Consider the following 24,301-nt stretch of genomic DNA (forward strand, 5'->3'; position numbering starts at 1 on the left):
TCGAAAGTCAAGCGGTTGTTTTCGCTTTTCTTTCGGCGCTGGCTTCACAAGGAAGCGAGCTCATCAGTTCGGCGTGGTCCGCCGTGCTGGTAGGGGCGCATTATAGGGAGCCGCGCCGTGATGACAAGGGCTATTTTGCGAAAAATAGTCCTTTTTACCGATTTGTGGCTCGAACGCCTACTTATCAAACAAAAAGCCCTGCTTACGCAGGGCTCTGGCCGCTCTAAATGACGTCACTGTTACTTTTTTGACCAAAACTCACGGGCAAAGCCGCGCACCTTGTCCCAGTCGGTGAATTCCAGATCCTTGCTGGTATCCGTGCTGCCCCCGGTGATCTTCATGATCAACTGGATGATGCGGGTCTGCCACCAGTTGTAACGGGAGTACTGCAATGCCCCGGCAAACACCCCCAGAGTTTTGGGCTTCCAGGGAGAGAGGCGCAGAAACTTCTTCATGTAGGCGTTGGTCTGCGGCGTCTGCTTCTCGGGCTTGCGTGCCGTCAGGTTCACGCAGAAGAACGCCGCATTGGCTACTTCCAGCTGTTCATGATGTGCGTGTATGAAGCTGAGCAGGCTGGGGTGGAAGTTACCGTAGCGAATGGAAGCGCCAATCAACACCTTGGCATACTTGCTGAGGTTGCACATGGGCAGGGTGTGCAGGTCGTGCATCACCACTTCGCATCCTGATATTTCCTCCAGCATGACATCCACGATTTTCCGCGTTTGCCCGTCCCGGGAAGAATAAAGCACCAAAATCTTGTCCATACCAACCTCAACTACGCCAGAATGCAGGAGTAAACAGTACCAGAAGTGTGAAGATTTCCAATCGACCAAACAACATGGCCACGATTAATATCCACTGTGCAGTGGCCGAGATATTGCCGAAGTTGGCCGACACCTCCCCCAGACCCGGCCCCACGTTGGTGAATGCCGCAGCCACGGCGGAGAAGGCCGTCACTTCGTTCAGCCCCGTCATCAGCAGCAACAGCATGAAGATGAAGAACAGAATGATGTAGGTGGCAAAGTAGCCCCAGACCGCTTCCACGATCCGTTCCGGTACGGCGCGGCGTCCCAGCTTCAGGGTGTAAATGGCCCGCGGATGCACCAGCCGTTTGAGTTCACGCATCCCCTGCAGGAACAGGATCATGAAACGCATCACCTTGATGCCCCCCCCAGTACTGCCGGCACAACAGCCGATGAAGGCAGAGAACATCAACAGCATGGGCAGGAAGGAGGGCCAATCCGCATAGCTGGTGGTGCTGTACCCCGTGGTCGTGCCCAGAGACACCGCCTGGAACAGGCCATGGTTGAGTGCATCCTGCCAGGTATCGTAGTGGCCGTGGAACAGCAGAGAGACGAAACAGATCAGCACCAGCACGCACTGGATGCTCAGAAACACCTTGAGCTCGGAGTCACGCAGATAACTGCTCACGCGCACCGGCTTGTGGGCAAACACCATGAAGTGAAGTGCGAAGTTGACGCTCGCCAGCAACAGGAACACCACTGTGATCAGGTTGATGGCCGGGCTGTCGAAGAATCCGATGCTGGCGTCGTGGGTCGAGAACCCCCCCACAGACAAGGTGGAGAAGGAGTGGCAGATGGCATCGAACAACGTCATTCCCGCCATCCAGTACGCGAGAGCGCAGAGAGAGGTCAGCAACAGATAGATGAACCAGAGCGCCTTGGCCGTCTCGGCGATGCGCGGGGTCACCTTGTTGTCCTTGACGGGCCCCGGGATCTCGGCGCGATAGAGCTGCATGCCCCCGATACCCAGCAGTGGTAGCACGGCCACCGCCAGCACGATGATCCCCATGCCACCAAGCCATTGCAGCAGCTGGCGATAGAACAGAAACGCCTTGGGCAGATTGTCCAGCCCGGTCAGCACCGTTGCACCCGTGGTGGTCAGGCCGGAAAACGACTCGAAAAATGCCTCCGAGACCGACATGTCAGGCGTGTCGCTGATGATGAAGGGGACGGCACCCACGCTCCCCAGCACCACCCAGAACAGCACCACGATGAGGAAGCCTTCCTTGGACCTGAGTTCCTTTTTCTGATGGCGGTTGGGAAACCAGAGCAGGAGGCCGAGCAGGAGGGCTATGACGAAGGAGTTGACGAACTCGGTACCACCGCCATCACGATACCCAAAAGCGACCATCGCGGGCAGCAGCATGGTCGAGCTGAACAGGGCAACCAGCAGACCGACGATACGAATGATGCTCAGAATCTGCATTCCGGCTCCCTCTTCAGACTAAAAGAGCGATGGATTCTAGCCATCTAAGGGACGAAGGGATACCCGACCCTGGGTCCGGTCGGTCAATTCCTGTGCGATACGGGCCCAGAGCGCAGACTCCCACGCTACCTGAAGGGTGACGCTGGCACCATAATCGGCCACCAGCAACTGCCCTTGATGGGCAGAGATGAGGGACTCCACGGCCCCCATGTCGGTGTAGTCACACTGGATCACGGAAGAGGTCAGCTGACGCTTGATACAGGTTTCAAGTTGCTTGAGTGCTGCCCCCACACCACCACCATAGGCCTTGACTAGGCCACCGGTCCCCAGCAGCACGCCACCGTAATAGCGCACCACCACGGCGGCGACTTCACCCAGACCAGCCCCCATCAACTGGGCCAGCATGGGCTTGCCCGCCGTGCCCGAGGGTTCGCCATCATCACTGAAACCATAAACCTGGCTGTCTTGGGGGGCGCCGGCGACAAAAGCCCAGCAGTGATGCCGGGCTCCCGGGTGTTGCTGTTTGATCTCGTCTATCCAGGCCTTGGCGGCCTCGACGGTCGGAGTGTGGGCAATATAGGTAATGAAGCGGCTCTTCTTGATCTCTTCGCTCACCTCCAGTGGGGCTGCCGGTATGGGGTAATCCGTCGCCATCAGAGCCCTGCTTGTCTGGTCAGGTTCTCCACCCCGTTGGCATGCAGCACCACGTTGTCCTCGATGCGAATGCCACCATAGGGACGCAGCGCCTCCACCTTGTTCCAGTTGACCCGCTTGCCCTGCTCACCCTGGCGCAGCGGCTCCAGCAGGCTGTCGATGAAGTAGAGGCCGGGCTCTATGGTGAAGACCTGACCCACTTCGATCACCCGGGTGCAGCGCAGATAGGGGAACTGCTCGGGGGCCGCCAGGTGGGTGCCGCGCTCATCCTGCATGAAGCCGCCGGCATCGTGTACCTGCAGGCCGAGGAAGTGGCCGAGACCGTGGGGGAAGAAGACATTGGTCACCCCGGTATGGATCATCTCGTCCACCGACATGTCTACCAGTTCGGTGGCTTGCAGCAGGCGCGCCAGCCTGTGGTGCATCTGCAGGTGCAGCTCGCTGTAGCGGCGGCCCGGCTTGATCTCGTCGATGATCTCCTGTTGCTGTGCATCCAGCGCAGCAATCAGATCGGCGAACTCACCGCGGCGCCAGGCCCAAGTCCGGGTAATGTCGGAGGCATAACCGTGCACGTCCACTCCGGCATCGATGAGGAAGGAGTACCGCTCCGCATCGGGCACCCGCTGGGTGGAGAGATGGGTGTAGTGCAGGATGGCCGCATTGCGGTTGATGGCAACAATGTTGCCGTAGGGCGCCTCATTGGCCCCCTGTCCAACCGCCTTCATGTAGGCCAGGTTGATCTCGAACTCGCTCGCCCCCGCCATGAAGGAGTCCTTGGCCGCGATGTGGCCGCGCACGCCGATGCGGTTGGCATCGCGAAGACATTCCAGCTCATAGGGGGTCTTGTAGGCACGGTGGTAGTGCAGGTAGTTGAGGACCGCCTCCGGATTGGGCTGGCCCAGTCCCAGCAGCTCGGCCACTTCCAGATGGCCGCCCAGATAGGCCCACTCCTGCTTGTTGGCCGGCAGGTGATCGGCAACCTGCTCCGGGCGAGTCAGGAAGCGAATGTCGAAGAAGTCGACCCAGAAGGCGTTGGGCAGCTCCGCCACCTTGTGCCAGAAGTCCACCGGCCGGTAGAACAGCAGCACCGGCTTGCTCACACCATCCACCAGCAACCAGCAGTGAGGGTTGTCCAGCACCGGCAGCCAGGCCTTGAACTGGGGATTCACCTTGAAGGGATAATCCTGGTCATCGAGGAAGATACGATGAGTCTGGCCGGAGTGGATAGCGAGACCGCCAAGACCCTGTTGTTGCAGGATGTCGCGGGTACGCTGCTGAAGGGTGTCGAGATGCTGGGCAAAAAGTTGGCTGTAACTGCTCATGGCGTCCTGCTCCGGGCGAATGTGACTTCAGCATAACATCAAGCGAATCAAGGCTCGAGCCACCCGGCTTTCGCTTCGTGAGGTAACGCATAGGTTACAGGCTTTTTGTTATGAAGATAAAACAGACAATTAACAAACAAAGAACAATTCAATACACTGCCCACAGACAGTAGATATCAGCCGTCAGGAACGACTCATGCAAAACCTTTGTCTGTGGACACCGGATCAGGACAGGATGCAGCACTCCAACCTCCACCAGTTCATGGCCGAGGTCAATCACTTCCATGGCCTGCAACTGCGCAGCTATACCGACCTGTATCAATGGTCGGTGGAGAAGACTACCCGCTTCTGGCCCCTGGTGTGGCAGCACTGCGGTGTCAAGGGCGAGCTTGGCAACATTGTGGCGGAGAACCGCCAGGATATGCAGCGCGCCCGCTGGTTCCCCGACAGCCAGCTCAACTTCGCCGAGAACCTGCTGCGCCGTCAGGATGAGAGCCCGGCCATCATCTCCCGCATCGAAGGGGGCCCAAGCCGGACCCTGAGCTGGCATGAGCTGGCAGATCAGGTCGCCCGCCTGGCCCAGTGGCTTCGCAGCCAGGGCATAGGCCGGGGTGATGTGGTCGCAGCCTACCTGCCCAATATCCCGGAAACCGTGGTGGCCATGCTGGCAACCACCAGCCTCGGCGCGATCTGGACCTCCACCAGTCCCGATTTTGGCGAGGCCAGCGTGGTGGAGCGCTTCGGCCAGACCCGTCCCAGGGTGCTGTTCGCGGTGGATGGCTACCGCTACGGCGGCAAGGCCATCGACATTCAGGACAAGGTGGCCAGCGTCGTCGGTCAGCTCGACAGCCTAGAGCAGACGGTGATGATCCCCCTGCTCGGCAACCCGCTGCAGCTTGGTCACAACTGGCAGCAATTGCTGGCGAGCCAGCCGGACGCCAGCCTCCAGTTCGAACCCATGGCTTTCAACGATCCGCTCTACATCCTCTACTCCTCCGGCACCACCGGCAAACCCAAGTGCATCGTGCACGGCATTGGCGGCACCCTGCTGCAACACCTGAAAGAGCACCAGTTGCACTGCGACATCAAGCCGGGGGAACGCATCTTCTACTTCACCACCTGTGGCTGGATGATGTGGAACTGGCTGGTGAGCGCCCTCGCCTCCGGCGCCACCCTGGTGCTCTACGATGGTTCCCCCTTCTACCCGGATGGCAACGTGCTGTGGGATCTGGCACGGGACGAAGAGGTCGCCCTGTTCGGCACCTCGGCCAAGTATCTCGATGCGCTGCACAAGCAGGGTTATGCCCCCATCAAGACCCACGACTTGCCGCACTTGCGGCTGATCTGCAGCACCGGCTCCGTGCTGTCGCCGGAGGGGTTTGACTACGTTTACCAGCAGATAAAGCAGGATGTGCAGCTCAGCTCCATCTCTGGCGGCACCGACATCTGCTCCTGCTTCGTCATCGGCAACCCCTTGAGTCCCGTCTATCGCGGCGAGAGCCAGGGGCGCGGCCTTGGTCTCGCGGTGCAGGTGTTCAACGAGGCGGGCCAGCCGGTGCTGGGGGAAAAGGGCGAGTTGGTCTGCACCAAGCCTTTCCCGGCCCAGCCCATCTACTTCTGGGGGGACGAGAACGGTGACAAATACCACGCCGCCTACTTCGAGCGGTTCGACAACATCTGGTGCCACGGGGACTGGATCGAGCTGACCCCGACCGGCGGCATCCTGTTCTACGGCCGCTCCGACGCGACCCTCAACCCGGGCGGCGTGCGCATCGGCACCAGCGAGATCTACCGCTATGTGGAACAACTCGACGAGGTGGAAGAGAGCATCGTCATCGGCCAGCAATGGAAACAGGACGAGCGGGTGGTGCTGTTCGTCAAGCTCAAGGCGGGTTGCAAGCTGGACGGCGGACTGCGTGAGCGGATTTGCCAGCAGATCAAGCGGCACTGCACCGCCCGTCATGTGCCTGCCCGCATCCTGCAGGTGGATGCCATCCCCCGCACCAAGTCCGGCAAGATAGTGGAGCTGGCGGTGCGGGAAGTGGTGCACAACCGCCCCGTCAACAACACCCACGCCCTCGCCGATCCCGAGGTCTTGAACCAGTATCGCAACCGGCCGGAACTGGCCAGTTGATACCACGCTCATCTCCATCGGAGGCGCCGCAAGGCGCCTCTTTTTTGCCCGTTTTGTGATGAAGAGCTTTTACTCGATAACTGTTAAACAAATGTTTTAAATAGGTGTTGAAAATGTCTCCTTTTGGATCAATAGTGAGCCTCGCCCCCTGCTGGGGATAAAGGAGCACCATTCCCCACAGAGTGGGAACAAGGAGACACTCTCATGATCTACCAAGGCGAAACCCTGACGGTCAGCTACCTCGAAGACGGCATTGCCGAGCTGAGGTTCGATGCCCCGGGTTCAGTCAACAAGCTGGATCGCGCTACCCTGCTCTCCCTGAGCGAAGCGATCGCCGCATTACAGCAACAAGCCGATTTGAAGGGTCTGATCCTCACCTCCGGCAAAGACGCTTTCATCGTCGGCGCCGACATCACCGAATTCCTGGAACTGTTCGATCTGCCGCAAGAAGACCTGCTCGGCTGGCTGAAGAAGGCCAACGACATCTTCAGCGCCATCGAAGATCTGCCGGTGCCCACCCTCTCCGCCATCAAAGGTCACGCCCTGGGTGGCGGCTGCGAGACGATACTCTCCACCGATTTCCGCCTGGCTGATACCACAGCCAAAATCGGCCTGCCCGAGACCAAACTCGGCATCATGCCGGGCTTTGGCGGCACCGTCCGTCTTCCGCGGGTGATCGGGGCCGACAACGCGCTGGAGTGGATCACCACCGGCAAGGATTACCGTGCCGATGACGCCCTCAAGGTGGGTGCCATCGATGCCGTTGTCGCCCCGGACGCGCTGCAGAGCGCTGCGCTGCAGATGATCAAGGACGCGATCAAAGGCAAGCTGGACTGGCAGGGCCGCCGCGCCGCCAAGAAAGCCCCGCTGCGCCTCTCCAAACTGGAAGCCATGATGAGCTTCACCACCGCCGCCGGCATGGTTGCCGCCGTGGCGGGCAAACACTATCCGGCCCCCATGGCCGCTGTGAAGACGGTGGAAGCCGCCGCCGGCATGGGCCGTGACGAGGCGCTGGCCGCCGAGGCCGCCACCTTCATCAAGCTGGCGAAAACCGACGTGGCCAAGGCGCTGGTCGGTATCTTCCTCAACGATCAACACATCAAGGCGCTGGCCAAGAAGGCCGCCAAGCAGGCAAACAAGGCCACCGGCCATGCCGCCGTGCTGGGTGCCGGCATCATGGGGGGCGGCATCGCCTACCAGTCTGCCAGCAAAGGCATCCCGGCGGTGATGAAGGACATCAACGAGAAGGCGCTGGCACTTGGCATGAATGAGGCCACCAAGCTGCTCAACGGCCAGCTCGAGCGCGGTCGCATCGACGGCATCAAGATGGGCCAGGTGCTCTCCGCCATCACGCCGACCCTGAGCTATGACAACGTCAAGCATGTGGACGTGGTGGTCGAAGCCGTGGTCGAGAACCCGAAAGTGAAGGCGGCCGTGCTGAGTGAAGTGGAAGGCGTGATCGGCGAAGACGCCGTGCTCGCCAGCAACACCTCCACCATCCCCATCTCCCTGCTGGCCAAGGGACTGAAGCGCCCCGAGAATTTCTGCGGCATGCACTTCTTCAACCCGGTGCACCGCATGCCACTGGTGGAGATCATCCGCGGCGAGCAAACTTCCGATGAAACCATCAACCGCGTGGTGGCCTACGCCGCCGCCATGGGCAAGTCCCCGGTCGTGGTCAATGACTGCCCCGGCTTCTTCGTGAACCGCGTGCTGTTCCCCTACTTCTTCGGCTTCAACAAGCTGGTCGCCGATGGCGCCGACTTCGCCGCCGTCGACAAGGTGATGGAGAAGGAGTTCGGCTGGCCCATGGGCCCTGCCTACCTGCTGGATGTGGTCGGCATCGACACCGGCCACCACGCCGGTGACGTGATGGCGCAAGGCTTCCCGGCGCGCATGAGCAAGGAAGGTCGTACCGCCATCGACGTAATGTATGACGCCAGCCGCTTCGGTCAGAAGAACGGCAAGGGCTTCTACGCCTACGAGCAGGACAAGAAGGGCAAGCCGAAGAAGGTGGCCGACGCAGCCAGCTACGAGCTGCTGGCCCCCATCGCCAAGCCGAAGCAGGACTTTGACAAGGAAGCCATTATCGCTCGCATGATGATCCCGATGATCAACGAGGTGGTGCTCTGCCTGGAAGAGGGCATTGTCGCCACGCCAGCCGAAGCCGACATCGCGCTGGTCTACGGTCTGGGCTTCCCTCCCTTCCGCGGCGGCGTGTTCCGCTATCTGGACACCATAGGTCTGGATCGCTACGTGGCCATGGCCGACCAGTATGCCGACTTGGGCCCGCTCTACCGCGTCAGCGACCGCTTGCGTGAGATGGCCGCCCAGGGCAAAACCTTCTACTGATTGCGGAAAGGAGATCCATTCATGAAAGACGTAGTCATTGTCGACTGTATCCGGACCCCGATGGGCCGGTCCAAGGGCGGCGCCTTCCGCAACGTGCGTGCAGAAGACTTGTCCGCGCACCTGATGAAATCCATCCTGCTGCGCAACCCCAACCTCGACCCGAACGAGATCGAGGATATCTACTGGGGCTGCGTGCAGCAGACCCTGGAGCAGGGCTTCAACATCGCCCGCAACGCCGCCCTGCTGGCCGGCATTCCCAAGCAGGTGGGGGCGGTCACCGTCAACCGCCTGTGCGGCTCCAGTATGCAGGCGCTGCACGATGCCTCTCGCGCCATTCAGGTAGGTGATGGGGATATCTTCATCATCGGCGGCGTCGAGCACATGGGCCACGTGCCCATGAGCCACGGGGTGGACTTTCACCCCGGCATGGCCAAGTCGGTGGCGAAAGCCTCCGGCATGATGGGGCTGACCGCCGAGATGCTCGGCAAGCTGCACGGCATCAGCCGTCAACAGCAGGACGAGTTTGCCGCCCGCTCCCACCGCCGTGCCCACGCCGCCACCGTGGAAGGGCGTTTTGCCAAGGAGATCGTCGGGCTGGAAGGGCACGACGCCAGCGGCGCCCGCTTCTTCTACGACTATGACGAGGTGATCCGCCCCGAGACCACGGTCGATACGCTGAGCCAGCTGCGCCCGGTGTTCGACCCGGTCAACGGTACCGTCACCGCCGGCACCTCCTCGGCCCTGTCCGATGGCGCCGCCGCCATGCTGGTGATGAGTGCGGATCGCGCCAAGGCCCTCGGCCTCACGCCCCGCGCCAGGGTGCGCGCCATGGCCATCGCCGGCTGTGACGCCGCCATCATGGGTTACGGCCCGGTGCCGGCCACCCAGAAAGCGCTCAAGCGAGCCGGGCTGACCGTCGGCGACATCGACCTCTTCGAGCTGAACGAGGCGTTTGCCGCCCAGTCCCTCCCCTGCGTGAAGGATCTGGGTCTGCAAGACCTGGTGGATGAGAAGGTGAACCTCAACGGTGGCGCCATCGCCCTGGGTCACCCGCTCGGCTGCTCCGGTGCCCGCATCTCCACCACCCTGATCAACCTGATGGAAGAGAAGGACGCCACCCTGGGAGTCGCCACCATGTGCATCGGCCTGGGTCAGGGCATCGCCACCGTGTTCGAACGGGTGTAAGTGAATCGCCCCTGACTGCTCACCGGTCAGGGACGCCGCCTCGGGGCGGCAACAACAGACAGAAGGCGGCCCTGCTTCCCGGCACAGCGGCCCCATCACGAATACCGGGTCGGCCTGCCGACCCTGCTGTCGAGTCTGTGGAACGCGCCACACGGGGTGCGCTCCTGCCGTCGGAATCTGCGTGTTGGCCGGCCCGTTTGGGTCGGCCTTTTTTATTCTTTTCCCGCGATCGGGGCCAATCCTGAGGCTATATTGCCCATAACTTCACATTAGAGGGGGGGCTTGCTTGCTTTTTGCTCCCCCGACAGGTTCAATCTGCACAAAAAAATGGGTGGATGCACATACATATGTCAACGAGCAAACAACTGCTTATCGTCGACGACGATCGGGAGATCCGCGAGCTGCTCAACGAGTACCTGACCCGGGCCGGTTTCGAGGTACTGACCGCTGCTGAAGGGAACGAGATGCGCCAACAACTGGCCCAGCACAGCCCGGACCTCATCATTCTGGACATCATGATGCCCGGCGACGACGGCTTTACCCTCTGCCAGCAGATCCGCCGCGACTCCCAGGTACCCATCATCATGCTGACCGCCGCCTCCGACGAGGCTGACCGGGTAATTGGGCTGGAACTTGGCGCCGACGACTACATCGCCAAGCCGTTCAGCCCGCGCGAACTGCAGGCCCGCATCAAGGCGCTGCTGCGCCGCGCCGAATTCCGCCAGCCGGAGAAAGAGAAGGAACCGAGCCGTCGGCTGCGCTTCGCCGAGTGGACCCTGGACACCCTGAGCCACCAGCTGACCCACGAAGATGGCAGCCTGCTGGATCTCTCCGGCAGCGATGCCCTGCTGCTCGGCATGTTCCTGCAACAGCCCGGCGTGGTCCTGGACCGGGATACCATCTCGGACGCCACCCGCGGTCGCGAGAGCCTGCCGATGGAGCGCGGCATCGATGTGCAGATCAGCCGCCTGCGCCAGAAGCTGGGTGACAACGGCAAGAGCCCGCGCATCATCAAGACCATTCGCGGCAGCGGCTACATGCTGATCGCCGAAGTCCACGAGATCCCGTAACAGACAGACGCTACGGCGAGACCTTGAACGGGCAGAAGAGAGACCCATGACGGGGCAACGGCAAGGCACAGAGGTAAGCACCCCATGCTGATCGACAAGAGACACACGCTGCCATGACGGGGCAGAAGTTCTGGCGGGCCCTGGTGCCCCGCTCCCTGCTGTCGCGGATGCTGCTGCTGTTGCTGCTCGCCATCCTGCTCTCCCAGACCATCCTCACTGGCATCTGGATGCAGCAGATCCAGAAGCGGGAGCTGGAGGGCATGCTCAGCACCACCCGCAACCTGGCGCTGTCGGCGGCTTCCACCGTCAACTTCTTCAAGTCCCTGCCCCTGCAATACCGCCACATTGCCCTGGATCAGCTGCGCAACATGGGGGGCAGCCGCTTCTTCGTCTCCCTGAACGAGGAAGAGATCCACATCAGCGCCATCCCCGACAGCGAGCGCAAGACGCTGGTGCTCAAAGAGGTGCAGGAGGTGCTCAGCCGCAAACTCTCCGACGCCATGGCGATCAAGGTGGACTTCTCCCACCCCGAGGAGCTGCACGTCTTCAACAACGACACCCTGCTGGCGGATCTCCCCTCCTCCTGGGCCCGCTACACACTGTCGCTGGAGCCCATCAATCCGCCGGTGCTGGTGACCCAGATCGAGATAGAACCGGGGGAGTGGCTCTATCTGGCGGCCCTGCTGCCCGCCCCCTACATGACGCTGGATGACACCGTGATGCCGAGCAACCAGGTGCGTTTCATCGCCCTGATGACGGTCTTCCTCTGCTTCTTCACCTTCATGCTGGTGCGCTGGCAGACCCGCCCCCTGCGTCGCCTCGCCAAGGCGGCGGTCAACCTCGGCAAGGACATCGACCAACCGTCCCTCAAAGAGGAGGGTGCCTCCGAAATCGTGGCGGCGACCCGCGCCTTCAACATCATGCAGCAGCGCATTCGCCGCTTCATCGACGATCGGGAGCGCCTCTTCAGCTCCATCTCCCACGACCTCAAGACCCCCATCACCCGGCTGCGACTGCGGGTCGAACTGCTGGACGACGAGGTGCAGATCGCCAAGTTCAACAAGGACCTGGACGAGCTGGAGCTGATGGTCAAAGGGGCGCTGCAGACGGTCAAAGAGACGGACATTCACGAGAACCTCGAGCAGATCGACGTCAACGCCCTGCTGGAGCAGATGGCGGAGGCCATGAACCTGCACGAGGATCTGCTCACCATCGAGGGCCACTGCAAGTGGCCCTATCGCGGCAAGCTGCTGGCCCTCAAGCGCTGCATCGGCAACCTGGTGGACAACGGCATCAAGTACGGCCAGAAGGTGCGCATCATCATCATGGATGACGAGGAGATGCTGATCCTCTTCATCATGGACGAGGGGCCCGGTCTGCCGGACGATCAGTTCGAGCGCATCTTCGAGCCCTACTACCGCCTCAGCACCGATGCCGCTGGCACCGGGCTGGGCCTTGGCATCGCCCGCAACATAGCCCACGCCCACGGCGGCGACCTGGTGCTGGAAAATCGCCCCCAGGGCGGCCTGCAGGCCACCCTCTCCCTACCAAGGCAGTAATGTATGAAGTGGTTGTCTTTTTCTGTCATCGCCCTGCTCTCCCTGCCCGTTTGTGCCTCCCAGGTGGAGGTATTGCACTGGTGGACCTCCGGCGGCGAGGCCAGGGCCGTGGAAGTGCTCAAGTCCGAGTGGGCCGAACAGGGCAACCAGTGGAACGACTTCGCGGTACAGGGGGGGGGCGGCAAGAGCGCCATGACGGTGCTCAAGAGCCGGGCCCTGGCGGCAAACCCGCCGGAGGCAGCCCACCTCAAGGGGTTCGAGCTGCACGAGTGGGGCAGCCTGGGCTTTCTGCGCGATCTCACCCCCATGGCCGAGCACCTCGGCTGGTACCCTCAGCTGCCCCCCATGGTGCGCGACACACTCAGCCAGAACGGCGCCCTGATGGCGGTCCCCACCGGCATCCACCGGGTCAACTGGCTGTGGCTCAACCGCAAGGTATTCGAGCAACAGGGGCTCAAGCCCCCCACCGACTGGGCCCAATTCGTGGCGGTGGCGGACAAGCTCAAGGAGAAGGGCATCACCCCCCTCGCCATCGGTAACGAACCCTGGCAGATCGCGGTGCTGTTCGAAACGGTGGCCCTCGGCGAAGGGGGCAAGACCTTTTATCGCAAGGCCTTCCTCGAACAGGACAGCGCCACCCTGACCGGCCCCGACATGGTGCGGGTGCTGACCCGCTTCCAGCAGTTGCGCGCTTATGTGCCCGAGAAATACGCTGGCCTGAAATGGCACCAGGCCACCAACCTGCTGGAGAGCGGCGGCGCCGCCATGCAGGTGATGGGGGACTGGGTGAAGGGAGAGCTGAGTGCAGGCAACTACCGCCCCGGCGAGGATATCGAGTGCTTGCCAAGCCCGGGCAGCCAGGGGCTGTTCAGCTACAACCTCGACTCCATCGCCATGTTCAAGCAGCGGGATCCCGCCCAGTTGCAGGCCCAGGGCGAGCTGGCCAGGCTGTTGATGACACCGCGCTTCCAGGAAGCGTTCAACCGGGTGAAGGGCTCCATCCCGGCACTCATCAAGCCGGACATGAGCAAGTTCGATCGCTGCGCCATCCGCTCCTATCAGGACTTCCTCCACGCCGAGCAACAGGATAACCTGCTGCCCAGCATGGCGGAGGGGATGGCGGTGCCCACCAACATGCGCCAGGGGATCATGGATGTGCTGAGCAGCTTCTTCAACGACGCCAGGGCCAACCCCGAGCAGACGGCACAGCAGCTGGAGCGCGCCATGCGCTCGACCCGTTCAGGCGCGGAGCAGAAATGACAAAGGCGGACATCGTCCGCCTTTGAGTGCCGAGAGCCAGGCTCTCAGGAGGGATCGTTCTCGTCCTCATCCTCGTCGTAGTAGTCACTGAGCTCGATCCAGAGCCCCAGGCCTATCATCACCATGGAGCCGAACCAGGTACCGGTATTACCGATCGGGCTGCCCAGCACTATCATGGCGAACGACAAGAACCCCATGCCTGCGTAGGCTTGCAATCTGCCGTAGGAGACCTGCATATTCACACCTCCTTGTTGAATATGGTTCAATTTTTATATTACTCATCGAGCGAAGCCTGGGTAGAGCTGGTTCACATTTTGGTAGCATATGCTGCATAACCGCCCCGTGGTTTGATTATTTTTTCGCCGTGAGTATCATTGCTGGCCGAATTGGTTGAAGGTTGATTATTGATGAGTGCTTTATTCTGCGACGCAACGCACGAGTTGGACGCAATCGGGCTTCGTTGCCCCGAACCCGTGATGATGGTTCGCAAGAAAGTGCGGCTGATGGCGGATGGGGAGACCCTGCTGGTCAGCGCCGACGACCCCTCCACCACCCGTGACATTCCCAGCTTCTGCCGCTTCATGGACCATACCCTGGTCGCCAGCGAGACTGAGCAGGCCCCTTACCGCTACCTGATCCGCAAGGGTCAATAACCCTGTACCGGAGCAAACATGACAAGCATTACCCGTATCGGGACCACCCAGCGCTGGTCTGATGTGGTCATCCACAACGGCACCCTCTACGTGGTGGAAGTGCCCGCCACCGAGACCGCCGACATCCACCAGCAGACCCGTGAAGTGCTGGAAAGCCTGCAGCGTCTGCTGGAAGCAAACGGTTCCGGCGTCGACAGGATCCTGATGGCCAACATCTATCTCAAGGACATTGAAGACATCGCCGCCTTCAACGCGCAGTGGGATGCCTGGATCCCGGCCGGCACAGCCCCGGTCCGCGCCTGCGTGCAGGCCCGTCTGGCCCACGAAGGCTACAGGGTAGAAGTGCAGCTCACAGCCGCTGTCTAAGCAAAACGGGATGTCTGGCTCCCCTGATGCCGACACAGCCCCCGAGCGCGCCTGTGTACAGGCCCGTCTGGCCCACGAGGGCTACAAGGTGGAAGTGCAGCTGACCGCGGCTATCTAATAGGCAGTTATCCCCCTCATTCCCGCCCCTTCTCCCACAAGGGGAGAAGGGAGCAAAGAACAAGGCGCCACTGCCCACAACGCCGGATAGCAAAAGGCCCCGCCATCACTGGCGGGGCCTTTTTCATGACTGCAACGCAGGCCGCTTAGGCGGTCGGGGTCAGGGTGATGGTTACCCGACGGTTCTGGGCCTTGCCTTCGGCGGTGCTGTTGCTGGCCACCGGCTGATCCGGGCCCACACCGCTGATGGCGATGCGGCTGCCGGACACGCCCTGGCCGATCAGCTGGGCGGCGACGGCATCGGCGCGATCCCGGGAGAGCTTCATGTTCAGCTCGCGGGAGCCGGTGCTATCGGTGTGACCGACCACGTTCAGACGGGTCTTGTCGAACTCGGCAACCACCAGGGCCACGCCGGACAGGGTGTTGGCACCGGCGGCTTTCAGCTGGGCGCTGGAGCTGTCGAAGGTGACGTTGTTCGGCATGTTGAGGATCAGCTGATCACCGTTGCGGGTCACGCTGACGCCGGTGCCTTGCAGCTTCTCGCGCAGCTTGGCTTCCTGCACATCCATGTAGTAACCGATACCACCACCCAGGGCCGCACCGGCGGCGACGCCAGTCAGGATGCCCTTTTTGCGGTCGCCCTTGCTGGAGGAGAGCGCCCCCACGGCTGCGCCGGTCGCCGCACCCGCCAACGCGCCCCAGGCGCCCTTGGAGGTCTGGGATTCACCGGTATAGGGGTTGGTGGTACAGCCAGTGATGGCGACGGTCAGGGCAAGTGCAGGAACCAGTTTCTTGAAATGCATGAAAAAACCTCTGAAAAAGAACGACTCTAGCCGATAGCCGCGCATTCTAACCCAGAGAGGCGCCAGAGTGTGACGCGCGCATTGCGAAGATGGGCAGGGGGGCAACATGCCCCCCTGCCCCTAGCGACTTACCCGGTGCAGGCCCCTCTTCGGACGAGCCCGCATCAATATTTGATATCCCGGGCCTTGTCTCGCCCCTCCTGCTTGTTGTCACGATGCTCCTGGCGGCAGTCGGCATTGCCCACCACCCCCTCACGACACTCCTGTTTCGCGTCACGGGACTCCTGACGGGTATCCTGACGCACATCGCGGGCGTCACGGCGCTCCTGGGCCTGCTTGGTGGCCTGTGCAGGCAGGGCGGCCAGCAAGGCGGTGGCGGCAAGCAGCGCCAATACAGACTTCTTCATGATGGCTCCTTCGCCAGACAACCTGAACCGGTCCGGCGTCTTTCAATGATAGGGGAGGGGCAAGATCCCGGTAGCGCAGACTCGGCCCTCAGGGGCGTCGTTTGTGCAGCCTCGGACCTCCTTGCACAGGGCCGGCTTCCCCTCGTGTTTGCCCTGACGAGCGACGTCATCCCCAGGGTGCAGCCGATCAGGCCGGGGAAGAGAGGGCGAACGGCGCTCAGTGACACGGGACTCCCTCGTGATGGCGCTCCCGATGGTGAACCCGTGTGACTGTATCCCGGCTGTACCGAGGGGCGAAAAGGCCCCTGGCCCGGTGCAACGGAACATGCTCCATGGGTCTGGCGCGATGGAGCCCCCCATATGCGGGTTGTCTCATAAGAGCCCATGGCCCCAGAGTGGGTGACATTTCTCACGGAGCCATGACCATGTCGTCCCTTTCCCGCCCCGCGCTGCTCATCATCGACATCCAGGTGGGCCTCCTTCACGGCCCGGAAGCCCCCCATGCCGGGGCCGAGACCCTGGCCAACATCAATCGCCTGAGCCAGGCGGCCCGCAGTGCCGCTCTCCCCGTGCTGGCGGTGCGCCACACGGGCCCGGCCGGCAGCCCCATCGCCGCCGGCAGTCCGTTCTGGCAGCTTGCGCCTGAGCTGGTCGTCGGCGAGGCCGATCGGGTGTTCGACAAGCAGCGCCCCAGCGCCTTCCATGGCACCGGTCTCGATGGCTGGCTGAAAGAGGACGGCGTGCAGACCCTGATCGTCACCGGCATGAAGACCCAGTACTGCATCGACACCACCTGCCGGGCGGCGGCAGATCTCGGCTACACCGTAGTGCTGGTGAGCGATGCCCATACCTGCATGGACACGCCGCAACTGACCGCCCCCCAGATCATCGCCCATCACAATGCCACCCTGGCCGGCCCCTTCGTGCGGCTGATGAGCAGCGACGAGGTGTGCGAGGCGCTCGGCCGCCCCCTTGAGCCCTGCTGATTCAGAGCAAAAAAGAAGGGAGGCTTGAGCCTCCCTTCTTCGTTCATTCCCCTTCACGTCGCCGCTGCTTGCTGGCACTCGGCGTGGCAGGGGCAGGTCACCAGATGATCGTTCACCATGCCCACCGCCTGCATGAAGGCGTAGCAGATGGTGCTGCCGACGAAGGTGAAGCCGCGCTTCTTGAGGGCCTTGGACATGGCATCCGACTCCGGCGAGGTCGCCGGAATGTCGCCGTTGCCCTGACGCTGGTTGACGATGGGGGCGCCGCCCACGAAGCCCCACAGATAATCGACGAAGTCGATGCCCTCGGCCTCCAGCGCCAGATAGGCGCGGGCATTTTTGATGATCGATTGCACCTTGAGTCGGTTGCGGATGATGCCGGTATCCTGCATCAGCCGTTCCACATCCTGCTCGTCGAACTGCACGATGCGCACCGGATCAAAATCCGCATAGGCGCGATGGTAGCTCTCGGTGCGCTTGAGGATGGTGATCCACGACAGCCCCGCCTGTTGACCATCGAGGCAGAGCTTGGCAAACAACTCGCGGGCGTCATACACCGGCCTGCCCCACTGCTTGTCATGGTATTCGATGTATTCCGGGTCTCTGGTCACCCAGGCGCAGCGCAGTTCCATTTCCTCTCCCCTGTTTTTCATCGGCCATCGGCAGGCCGCTTGCGTCGGCGACATCATAGGGCAAGCGGCAACATAGCCCCACTAATCCCCTGTAATTTCGCCTATTATCCGACCATGCCAGACGGTATACTCCCTCGGTTCACATTCAGCAAATCTTGCTCTGATTTCATTTCGCGCGAAAAACACTATGCAAAAATTCGATGTCAAAACCTTTCAGGGCCTGATCCTGCAGTTGCAGGACTATTGGTCCCGCCAGGGCTGTACCATCATTCAGCCGCTGGATATGGAAGTGGGTGCCGGTACCTCCCACCCCATGACCTGCCTGCGCGCCCTGGGCCCGGAGCCCATCGCCTGCGCCTACGTACAACCGTCCCGCCGTCCGACTGACGGCCGCTACGGTGAGAACCCGAACCGCCTGCAGCACTACTACCAGTTCCAGGTGATCATCAAGCCCTCCCCCGACAACATTCAGGAACTCTATCTGGGCTCCCTGAAAGAGCTGGGCATGGATCCCGAGATCCACGACATCCGCTTCGTGGAAGACAACTGGGAAAACCCGACCCTGGGTGCCTGGGGTCTGGGTTGGGAAGTGTGGCTGAACGGCATGGAAGTGACCCAGTTCACCTACTTCCAGCAGGTTGGCGGCCTCGAGTGCAAGCCGGTCACCGGCGAGATCACCTACGGTCTCGAGCGTCTGGCCATGTACATCCAGGGCGTGGACAGCGTCTACGATCTGGTCTGGTCTGACGGCCCGCTGGGCAAGACCACCTACGGCGACGTGTTCCACCAGAACGAAGTGGAGCAATCCACCTACAACTTCGAACACGCCGATGTGGAGTTCCTGTTCCACTGCTTCGAGCAGTACGAGAAGGAAGCCCAGAATCTGCTGGCACTGGAAAAACCGCTGCCGCTGCCTGCCTACGAGCGCATCCTCAAAGCCGCTCACTCCTTCAACCTGCTGGATGCCCGCAAGGCCATCTCGGTCACCGAGCGTCAGCGCTACATCCTGCGCATTCGCACCCTGACCAAGGCCGTGGCAGAGGCATACTACGCCTCCCGCGAAGCGCTGGGCTTCCCTATGTGTCAGCGCAGTGAGAACAAGCAAGGTTAAGGAACGGACATGGCACAACATACATTTCTGGTAGAGATCGGTACTGCTGAGCTGCCGCCCAAAGCCCTGCGCTCCCTGGCCGAAGCCTTTGCCGACAACTTCAAAGCCGAACTGACCAAGGCCGATCTGGCCTTCGGCGACGTCGAGTGGTTTGCCTCCCCGCGCCGTCTGGCGCTGAAGGTAAGCGAGCTGGCTGGCGAGCAGCCGAGCAAGAGCGTCGAGAAGCGCGGCCCGGCCGTGGCTCAGGCGTTCGATGCGGACGGTAAGCCGACCAAGGCTGCCGAAGGCTGGGCCCGTGGCAACGGCATCACCGTTGAGCAGGCCGAGCGTCTGGTCACCGACAAGGGCGAATGGCTGGTTCACACCGCCAAGGTCGAAGGCCGTCCGGCCGTCGATCTGCTGGGCGAACTGGTTGCCTCCGCACTGGCCAAGCTGCCGATCCCGAAGATGATGCGCTGGGGCGACAAGACCATCCAGTTCGTGCGTCCGGTCTTTACCGTAACCCTGCTGCTGGACGGCGAGCTGGTTCCCGCCCACATTCTGGGTATCGACTCTGCCCGCACCGTCCGCGGTCACCGCTTTATGGGCGAGAGCGAATTCACCATCGACAACGCCAGCCAGTACCCGCAGATCCTGCAGGAGCGCGGCATGGTGATTGCCGACTTCATGGCGCGCAAGGCCAAGATCAAGGCTGACGTCGAAGCGGCCGCTGCCGCCTTCGGTGGCGTGGCCGATCTGGACGACGCCCTGCTGGAAGAAGTGACCGCACTGGTCGAGTGGCCTGTGGTGCTGACCGCCAACTTTGAAGAGAAGTTCCTGGCCGTTCCCGCTGAAGCGCTGGTACACACCATGAAGGGTGACCAGAAGTACTTCCCGGTCTACGACAAGAACGGCAAGCTGCTGCCGAAGTTCATCTTCGTCACCAACATCGAGTCCAAAGACCCGAGCCAGATCATCAGCGGCAACGAGAAGGTGGTTCGCCCCCGTCTGTCCGACGCCGAGTTCTTCTTCAAGACTGACCTCAAGCAGACCCTGGCGTCCCGCCTGCCGCGCCTTGAAACCGTGCTGTTCCAGCAACAGCTGGGCACCGTCAAGGCCAAGGTCGAGCGCATCGAGACCGTCGCCGGCTTTATCGCCGAGCGTATCGGCGCCGACGTGGCTCAGGCCAAGCGTGCCGGTCTGCTCTCCAAGTGTGATCTCATGACCAACATGGTCGGCGAGTTCACCGACACCCAGGGTGTCATGGGGATGCACTACGCCCGTCACGATGGCGAAGACGAAGCGGTTGCCGTGGCCCTCAACGAGCAGTACATGCCGCGCTTTGCCGGTGATGCCCTGCCGTCCGGTCTGGTTGCCTGCGCCGTCGCGCTGGCCGACAAGTTCGACACCCTGGCCGGTATCTTCGGCATCGGCATGCTGCCGAAGGGTGACAAGGACCCGTTTGCCCTGCGTCGCGCCGCCATCGGTGCCCTGCGCATCATGACCGAGAAGCAGCTGGATCTGGATCTGGTTGAACTGGTTGAAGAAGCGGTACGCGTCTACGGCGACAAGCTGACCAACAAAACCGTCGTCACCGACGTGGTCGACTTTATGCTGGGCCGCTTCCGCGCCGCCTATCAGGACGAAGGCATCGGTGCCGACGTGGTGCTGGCCGTACTGGCCCGCCGCCCGACCCGTCCGCTCGACTTCGATCGCCGCGTCAAGGCCGTCAGCCACTTCCGCACGCTGGATGCCGCACTGGCCCTGGCTGCCGCCAACAAGCGCGTGAGCAACATTCTGGCCAAGGTCGAGGTTCCATTGCCGACTGCCGTCAAACCGGAACTGCTGGTCGATGCCGCCGAGAAGGCGCTGGCCACCCAGGTTGCCGAACTGCAAGCCGAACTGGCCCCGCTGTTCGCTGCCGGTGACTATCAGGCTGCCCTCACCCGTTTGGCCGCCCTGCGCGAGCCGGTCGATACCTTCTTCAACGAAGTCATGGTGATGGCCGACGACGAAGCCCTCAAGGCCAACCGTCTGGCGCTGCTGAACAACCTGCGCAACCTGTTCCTGCAAGTAGCGGATATCTCCCTGCTGCAGTGATTGAGGTTTGTTGGCTAGATCAAAAAACGGCGCCGAAAGGCGCCGTTTTTGTTGGCGAGATCTAAAAATACCGTTCAATCATAGATTCAAATAACGAGCGAGCTTTAACGTTTAGGCACCATGAAACCATATTCTACTGATCGTTGCGTCCCGATAGTCCAAGAAACTAACAAAGACTATCCCTGCTTCTTCACTCACCACACCAGATAGCCTCCTCCAACGCACTTGCCTCGGAAAACCAGAAGGATCCACAATCTCCCCCTCAGCAACGCATCTTCCTAAACACTATATATTGAAAGAAAATAAAATTTTTCTACTACATCTTGTAGCCACGCCTCAATATGGTGACCTAGATTTACTTTTTCTTATTTTGTATTAGTAAGTTAGCTACAAGTACGTTATTTTTAGTTGAAGTGATTTTTAAAGTAAGTAGAATACTCTGCTGTTTTGTTAAGTGGACAACTCCAAGCTAGGACGCTAGGAGATTGAATTGGAGGTTTATTTATGGTTACTTCGATGTATGCTTTTAAGCAGAAGAAACTGCAAGCCATTGATAATAAAAAGGAAATCAAGGCTACCTCTGAGCAAAACCAAATATCAATATTGATTGACTTAAAGCCAAAACAGTCCGCACGAGCGAGAGCAACCCAAGGTTTGTTACTCGCAGCACAAAAGCTGGATTGGTAGAATCATTTATATTGACCTTTATATTGAAACCCCCTATGAATAGTTAAATTTATTCTCGGGGGTTTTTAATATGTCTTTGCCAGCTAAATCAAAAAAAAGTGCTCCTTCTGTTGACAATTCAACCTCAAACGATCTGATTGATGTTATAAAAGGGAGGCGTTCACAAGAGCTAATTATTGGCTTATGTGGTGCTATTGGTTCAGGTGTCAAACCTCTAAAAACCACCTTAAAGAAAAAGCTAGAAGATTGTGGGTATGATGTTTATCACATAAGGCTAAGTGATCTTATCATCAAAGCATCTGGTAATAATTCTCTACAAGATTTGAGTGGATATGAAAGATATTTACTCCTTCAAGATGCAGGCGACAGCCTTAGAAAAAACCATAAGAAAACCATTCTGGCAGCATTAGCTATAAAAGAAATCGCCACTCTGAGAAAAATGCACTATGGTAAGGACAAAGAATTAGGACAGGTAATTAAGACTGATAAGAAAGTGGCCTATATCCTTGACCAATTAAAGCATCCTGATGAGGCAGATCTCCTAAAGACTGTCTACAACCACAACTTTTATCTTGTAGGACTAATAAGAACTGAAAAAGAAAGAAGAGTTAATTTAGAAGAAGAAAATATCTTACCAGAACAAATAGATGAGTTAATAAGAAGAGATAGAAAAGATAATGATAGCTTTGGCCAGCAGGTAGAAAAAACGTTATTTAAATCTGATTACTTCATCCGTAATGTATATAACCAAATTCAGTTATTACAAGAATCTGTGGAACGATTTATAAAACTAATACATGGAGTAAATGGAATTACCCCTACGCATGATGAGATTGGTATGCACTCTGCCTACTCTGCCTCACTAAGGTCGGCATGCTTATCTCGCCAAGTTGGGGCAGCAATCATGGATAAAAATGGGAAAGTCATTGCAACTGGATGTAATGATGTGCCGGCAGCCGGTGGAGGGTTATATACCTCAAGTACACTTAAAGACTTCCGATGTGTACGCCGTGGACAGTGTTCTAATGATCGACATAAACAATTATTAAAAGAAGAAATTACTAGCGTAATCAGAGACTTTATTAAAGATCCACACATTATTAATGACTTAGCAAACAAAATAACCTCTGAGACAAAAATCAAGTCTCTTATCGAATACTCTAGAGCAATTCATGCCGAGATGGATGCAATTGTCAGCTTGGCAAGAGATAATTCAGAGTCTACGAAAGAAAAAATTTTGTTTGCAACAACCTACCCATGCCACAACTGTGCTAGGCATATCGTTGCAGCTGGAATATCTAGAGTCGTATATATTGAGCCATATGAGAAAAGCCTTGCACTGAAATTACATGACGACTCAATATCTGATATAGAAGAAATTGAAAAGGTTATATTTTCACCTTTTGAAGGCGCGTCCCCAAGCCGCTATGAAGACTTCTTCAAGTTCAACTCTGAACGGAAAGATAAAAATGGAAAGGTAATCTTTAATGGAGTCAACGAGTCTTACCATGTTGACACCCAATATCTAGATGATTACCACTCTTATGAATTGAAAATAACGACTATCGTTAATGACATGCTTGGTTCTGAGAATATCTAGCTCGTAGGTTCGATTAGCCTTCAAGCGCAATCGGACATTCGCGTAGATGGATTCTCCCACCATAACGGCCAGCCGTATTTCCTCCTCCGGCTGGCCGCCGCAGACTCGCGGCAACAACCGCAATCAAAACCTCTCGTTCGTCCGATGACGCTACGCTAATCGAACCTACAACGGCTTTCCCAACGCGGCGACAATCTTTTCCACGCTCTGGGTGACTGACAGGGTGGCGCTATCCAGTACCAGACGCTCACTGTCCCAGGGCTCATAATCGCGTGTGATCACCGCCTGCCAATCCGGCAATGCCAGCCCCTCGATATCCACCGTCCGGTTTTCGACCCGCTCGCGGTGCAGCTTCGGATTGGAGCAGACCACCTCGACATCGAGACAGGGCACCCCGACCGAGCGGGCGATGTCGTGGTAAGCATCCCGGGTGAGCTGGATGGGGTTAACGGAATCCGTGATGACGATCGAGCCAAGTACCAAGTTCTCTCTGGCCAGCCCATAGGCGACGAAATAACCGGCCGGCCCCATCTCGTTATCCCCCTGCTCAGCGGCACGAATGGCCTGCTCTATGGTATCGATGCGCAGGTAGACGGCCCTCAACCGCCGGGCCAGAGCCCGTGCTATGGTGCTTTTTCCGCTGCCCGGCAAACCACTGAAGATGATCAGCATGTCCCATTCCCGTGATGAAAGAAGAATCCGAGCCATAGGGTATCGGATTACCATCGCACCCACAGCCCGTAGGTTCGATTAGCCGCCAGGCGTAATCGGACGTTCGCGTAAATTGATTCTCCCGTTCTCACGGCCAGCCGAATTTTCCACTCCGGTTGGCCGCTCCTGTTGCACGGCAACAACCACTATCAACACCTCTCGTTCGTCCGATTACGCTGCGCTAATCGAACCTACGGGGAGACGGAGGCCTACGGAGTATGCTGCTTGGTATTGATCGGTCATTGTCGAATCCATCATGGCCCCGACTTTGCCACACAATCCTCTACCCGATACCCGCCAGCCCCAAGGAATAACCTCTGCCGGCGAGAGAGGAGCTGTTATCCTTTGAGGCAATCTCTCGCGACCCCACGCCTTGAAAGGAAC

The 24,301-nt window shown here is 59.5% G+C and carries 23 protein-coding genes and 1 pseudogene; 15 read left to right on the forward strand and 9 right to left on the reverse strand.

What is annotated here, in order from left to right; all coding sequences use genetic code 11:
* Positions 1-227 (forward strand): hypothetical protein (locus tag BGO64_RS10330; protein ID WP_286700632.1); only part of this gene is annotated, 227 nt, incomplete at its 5' end.
* Between the two features lie 12 nt (positions 228-239).
* Here the strand turns inward: BGO64_RS10330 and hemG are convergent.
* From hemG to pepQ, 4 genes are read right to left on the reverse strand one after another with little or no spacing between them, the layout of a single operon-like run.
* Positions 240-764 (reverse strand): menaquinone-dependent protoporphyrinogen IX dehydrogenase, encoded by a 525-nt coding sequence (hemG, locus tag BGO64_RS10335; RefSeq protein WP_029313439.1) that lies wholly within the window; start codon positions 762-764, stop codon positions 240-242.
* Positions 765-771: 7 nt separating this feature from the next.
* Positions 772-2,229 carry a TrkH family potassium uptake protein gene (locus BGO64_RS10340; protein WP_201889080.1) on the reverse strand — a complete coding sequence of 486 codons (1,458 nt, stop codon included), beginning with the start codon at positions 2,227-2,229 and terminating at the stop codon, positions 772-774.
* A 36-nt stretch (positions 2,230-2,265) separates the two neighbouring features.
* Positions 2,266-2,883 carry a YigZ family protein gene (locus BGO64_RS10345; RefSeq protein ID WP_010672418.1) on the reverse strand — a complete coding sequence of 206 codons (618 nt, stop codon included), beginning with the start codon at positions 2,881-2,883 and terminating at the stop codon, positions 2,266-2,268.
* Positions 2,883-4,205: a Xaa-Pro dipeptidase gene (pepQ, locus tag BGO64_RS10350; protein WP_113069255.1), complete on the reverse strand. Its 1,323-nt coding sequence runs from the start codon at positions 4,203-4,205 to the stop codon at positions 2,883-2,885. Before pepQ ends, BGO64_RS10345 begins: the two co-directional genes overlap by 1 nt.
* 196 nt (positions 4,206-4,401) lie before the next feature.
* On the opposite strand from pepQ, the gene BGO64_RS10355 reads away from it, so the two are divergent.
* From BGO64_RS10355 to BGO64_RS10380, 6 genes are all read left to right on the forward strand, one after another.
* Positions 4,402-6,339 carry an acetoacetate--CoA ligase gene (locus BGO64_RS10355; protein ID WP_286700633.1) on the forward strand — a complete coding sequence of 646 codons (1,938 nt, stop codon included), beginning with the start codon at positions 4,402-4,404 and terminating at the stop codon, positions 6,337-6,339.
* A 204-nt stretch (positions 6,340-6,543) separates the two neighbouring features.
* Positions 6,544-8,691, forward strand: a complete 2,148-nt coding sequence (gene fadB / locus BGO64_RS10360; protein WP_286700634.1) for a fatty acid oxidation complex subunit alpha FadB — start codon at positions 6,544-6,546, stop codon at positions 8,689-8,691.
* A 21-nt stretch (positions 8,692-8,712) separates the two neighbouring features.
* A complete protein-coding gene (gene fadA, locus BGO64_RS10365; protein WP_134997664.1) occupies positions 8,713-9,876 on the forward strand; it encodes an acetyl-CoA C-acyltransferase FadA in 1,164 nt (387 codons plus the stop codon).
* A gap of 347 nt (positions 9,877-10,223) precedes the next feature.
* On the forward strand, positions 10,224-10,946 hold the full coding sequence (locus BGO64_RS10370) for a response regulator (protein ID WP_010672413.1): 723 nt from the start codon (positions 10,224-10,226) through the stop codon (positions 10,944-10,946).
* Positions 10,947-11,059: 113 nt separating this feature from the next.
* Positions 11,060-12,505 (forward strand): ATP-binding protein, encoded by a 1,446-nt coding sequence (locus BGO64_RS10375; RefSeq protein ID WP_286700635.1) that lies wholly within the window; start codon positions 11,060-11,062, stop codon positions 12,503-12,505.
* Between the two features lie 3 nt (positions 12,506-12,508).
* A complete protein-coding gene (locus tag BGO64_RS10380; RefSeq protein ID WP_045522564.1) occupies positions 12,509-13,765 on the forward strand; it encodes an ABC transporter substrate-binding protein in 1,257 nt (418 codons plus the stop codon).
* Between the two features lie 44 nt (positions 13,766-13,809).
* Here BGO64_RS10380 and BGO64_RS10385 read toward each other — a convergent pair whose 3' ends face one another.
* Complete coding sequence (locus BGO64_RS10385) at positions 13,810-14,001, reverse strand: hypothetical protein (RefSeq protein ID WP_010672410.1); 192 nt, start codon at positions 13,999-14,001, stop codon at positions 13,810-13,812.
* 171 nt (positions 14,002-14,172) lie between these two features.
* Here BGO64_RS10385 and tusA point away from each other — a divergent pair, with 171 nt between their 5' ends.
* The 3 genes and pseudogenes from tusA to BGO64_RS10400 all read left to right on the forward strand — a co-directional run.
* Positions 14,173-14,418 carry a sulfurtransferase TusA gene (gene tusA / locus BGO64_RS10390; RefSeq protein ID WP_005307416.1) on the forward strand — a complete coding sequence of 82 codons (246 nt, stop codon included), beginning with the start codon at positions 14,173-14,175 and terminating at the stop codon, positions 14,416-14,418.
* Positions 14,419-14,436: 18 nt separating this feature from the next.
* Positions 14,437-14,784 (forward strand): RidA family protein, encoded by a 348-nt coding sequence (locus BGO64_RS10395; protein ID WP_128297086.1) that lies wholly within the window; start codon positions 14,437-14,439, stop codon positions 14,782-14,784.
* Between the two features lie 28 nt (positions 14,785-14,812).
* Positions 14,813-14,902 (forward strand): annotated as a pseudogene (locus BGO64_RS10400) (endoribonuclease L-PSP); the annotation flags it as partial.
* Between the two features lie 145 nt (positions 14,903-15,047).
* Here the strand turns inward: BGO64_RS10400 and BGO64_RS10405 are convergent.
* Together BGO64_RS10405 and BGO64_RS10410 are read right to left on the reverse strand one after the other, a co-directional pair.
* Complete coding sequence (locus tag BGO64_RS10405; protein WP_010672405.1) at positions 15,048-15,704, reverse strand: OmpA family lipoprotein; 657 nt, start codon at positions 15,702-15,704, stop codon at positions 15,048-15,050.
* A gap of 164 nt (positions 15,705-15,868) precedes the next feature.
* A complete protein-coding gene (locus BGO64_RS10410) occupies positions 15,869-16,111 on the reverse strand; it encodes a hypothetical protein (RefSeq protein WP_039041018.1) in 243 nt (80 codons plus the stop codon).
* Between the two features lie 425 nt (positions 16,112-16,536).
* On the opposite strand from BGO64_RS10410, the gene BGO64_RS10415 reads away from it, so the two are divergent.
* On the forward strand, positions 16,537-17,097 hold the full coding sequence (locus tag BGO64_RS10415; RefSeq protein WP_080989849.1) for a cysteine hydrolase family protein: 561 nt from the start codon (positions 16,537-16,539) through the stop codon (positions 17,095-17,097).
* 53 nt (positions 17,098-17,150) lie between these two features.
* On the opposite strand, the gene BGO64_RS10420 is transcribed toward BGO64_RS10415, so the two are convergent.
* Positions 17,151-17,729, reverse strand: a complete 579-nt coding sequence (locus tag BGO64_RS10420; protein ID WP_041214140.1) for a DNA-3-methyladenine glycosylase I — start codon at positions 17,727-17,729, stop codon at positions 17,151-17,153.
* A 187-nt stretch (positions 17,730-17,916) separates the two neighbouring features.
* Between BGO64_RS10420 and glyQ the strand changes: the two genes are divergently transcribed.
* From glyQ to BGO64_RS10440, 4 genes are all read left to right on the forward strand, one after another.
* Complete coding sequence (gene glyQ / locus BGO64_RS10425; RefSeq protein WP_005339464.1) at positions 17,917-18,840, forward strand: glycine--tRNA ligase subunit alpha; 924 nt, start codon at positions 17,917-17,919, stop codon at positions 18,838-18,840.
* Between the two features lie 9 nt (positions 18,841-18,849).
* Positions 18,850-20,919, forward strand: a complete 2,070-nt coding sequence (gene glyS, locus BGO64_RS10430; RefSeq protein WP_286700637.1) for a glycine--tRNA ligase subunit beta — start codon at positions 18,850-18,852, stop codon at positions 20,917-20,919.
* Positions 20,920-21,423: 504 nt separating this feature from the next.
* Entirely contained in the window at positions 21,424-21,606 is a 183-nt protein-coding gene (locus tag BGO64_RS10435; protein WP_201997461.1) for a hypothetical protein, read from the forward strand.
* Between the two features lie 70 nt (positions 21,607-21,676).
* The gene (locus BGO64_RS10440) at positions 21,677-23,206 is read left to right on the forward strand and encodes an anti-phage dCTP deaminase (RefSeq protein ID WP_194759402.1); all 1,530 of its coding nucleotides are present in this window, start codon (positions 21,677-21,679) and stop codon (positions 23,204-23,206) included.
* Positions 23,207-23,371: 165 nt separating this feature from the next.
* On the opposite strand, the gene BGO64_RS10445 is transcribed toward BGO64_RS10440, so the two are convergent.
* Complete coding sequence (locus BGO64_RS10445; protein WP_286700638.1) at positions 23,372-23,878, reverse strand: P-loop nucleotide/nucleoside kinase family protein; 507 nt, start codon at positions 23,876-23,878, stop codon at positions 23,372-23,374.
* Between the last annotated feature and the right edge of the window lie 423 nt (positions 23,879-24,301).

It is taken from the genome of Aeromonas sp. 62-46 (genome assembly GCF_001898585.1).
Classification (GTDB): Bacteria; Pseudomonadota; Gammaproteobacteria; order Enterobacterales; family Aeromonadaceae; genus Aeromonas; species Aeromonas caviae.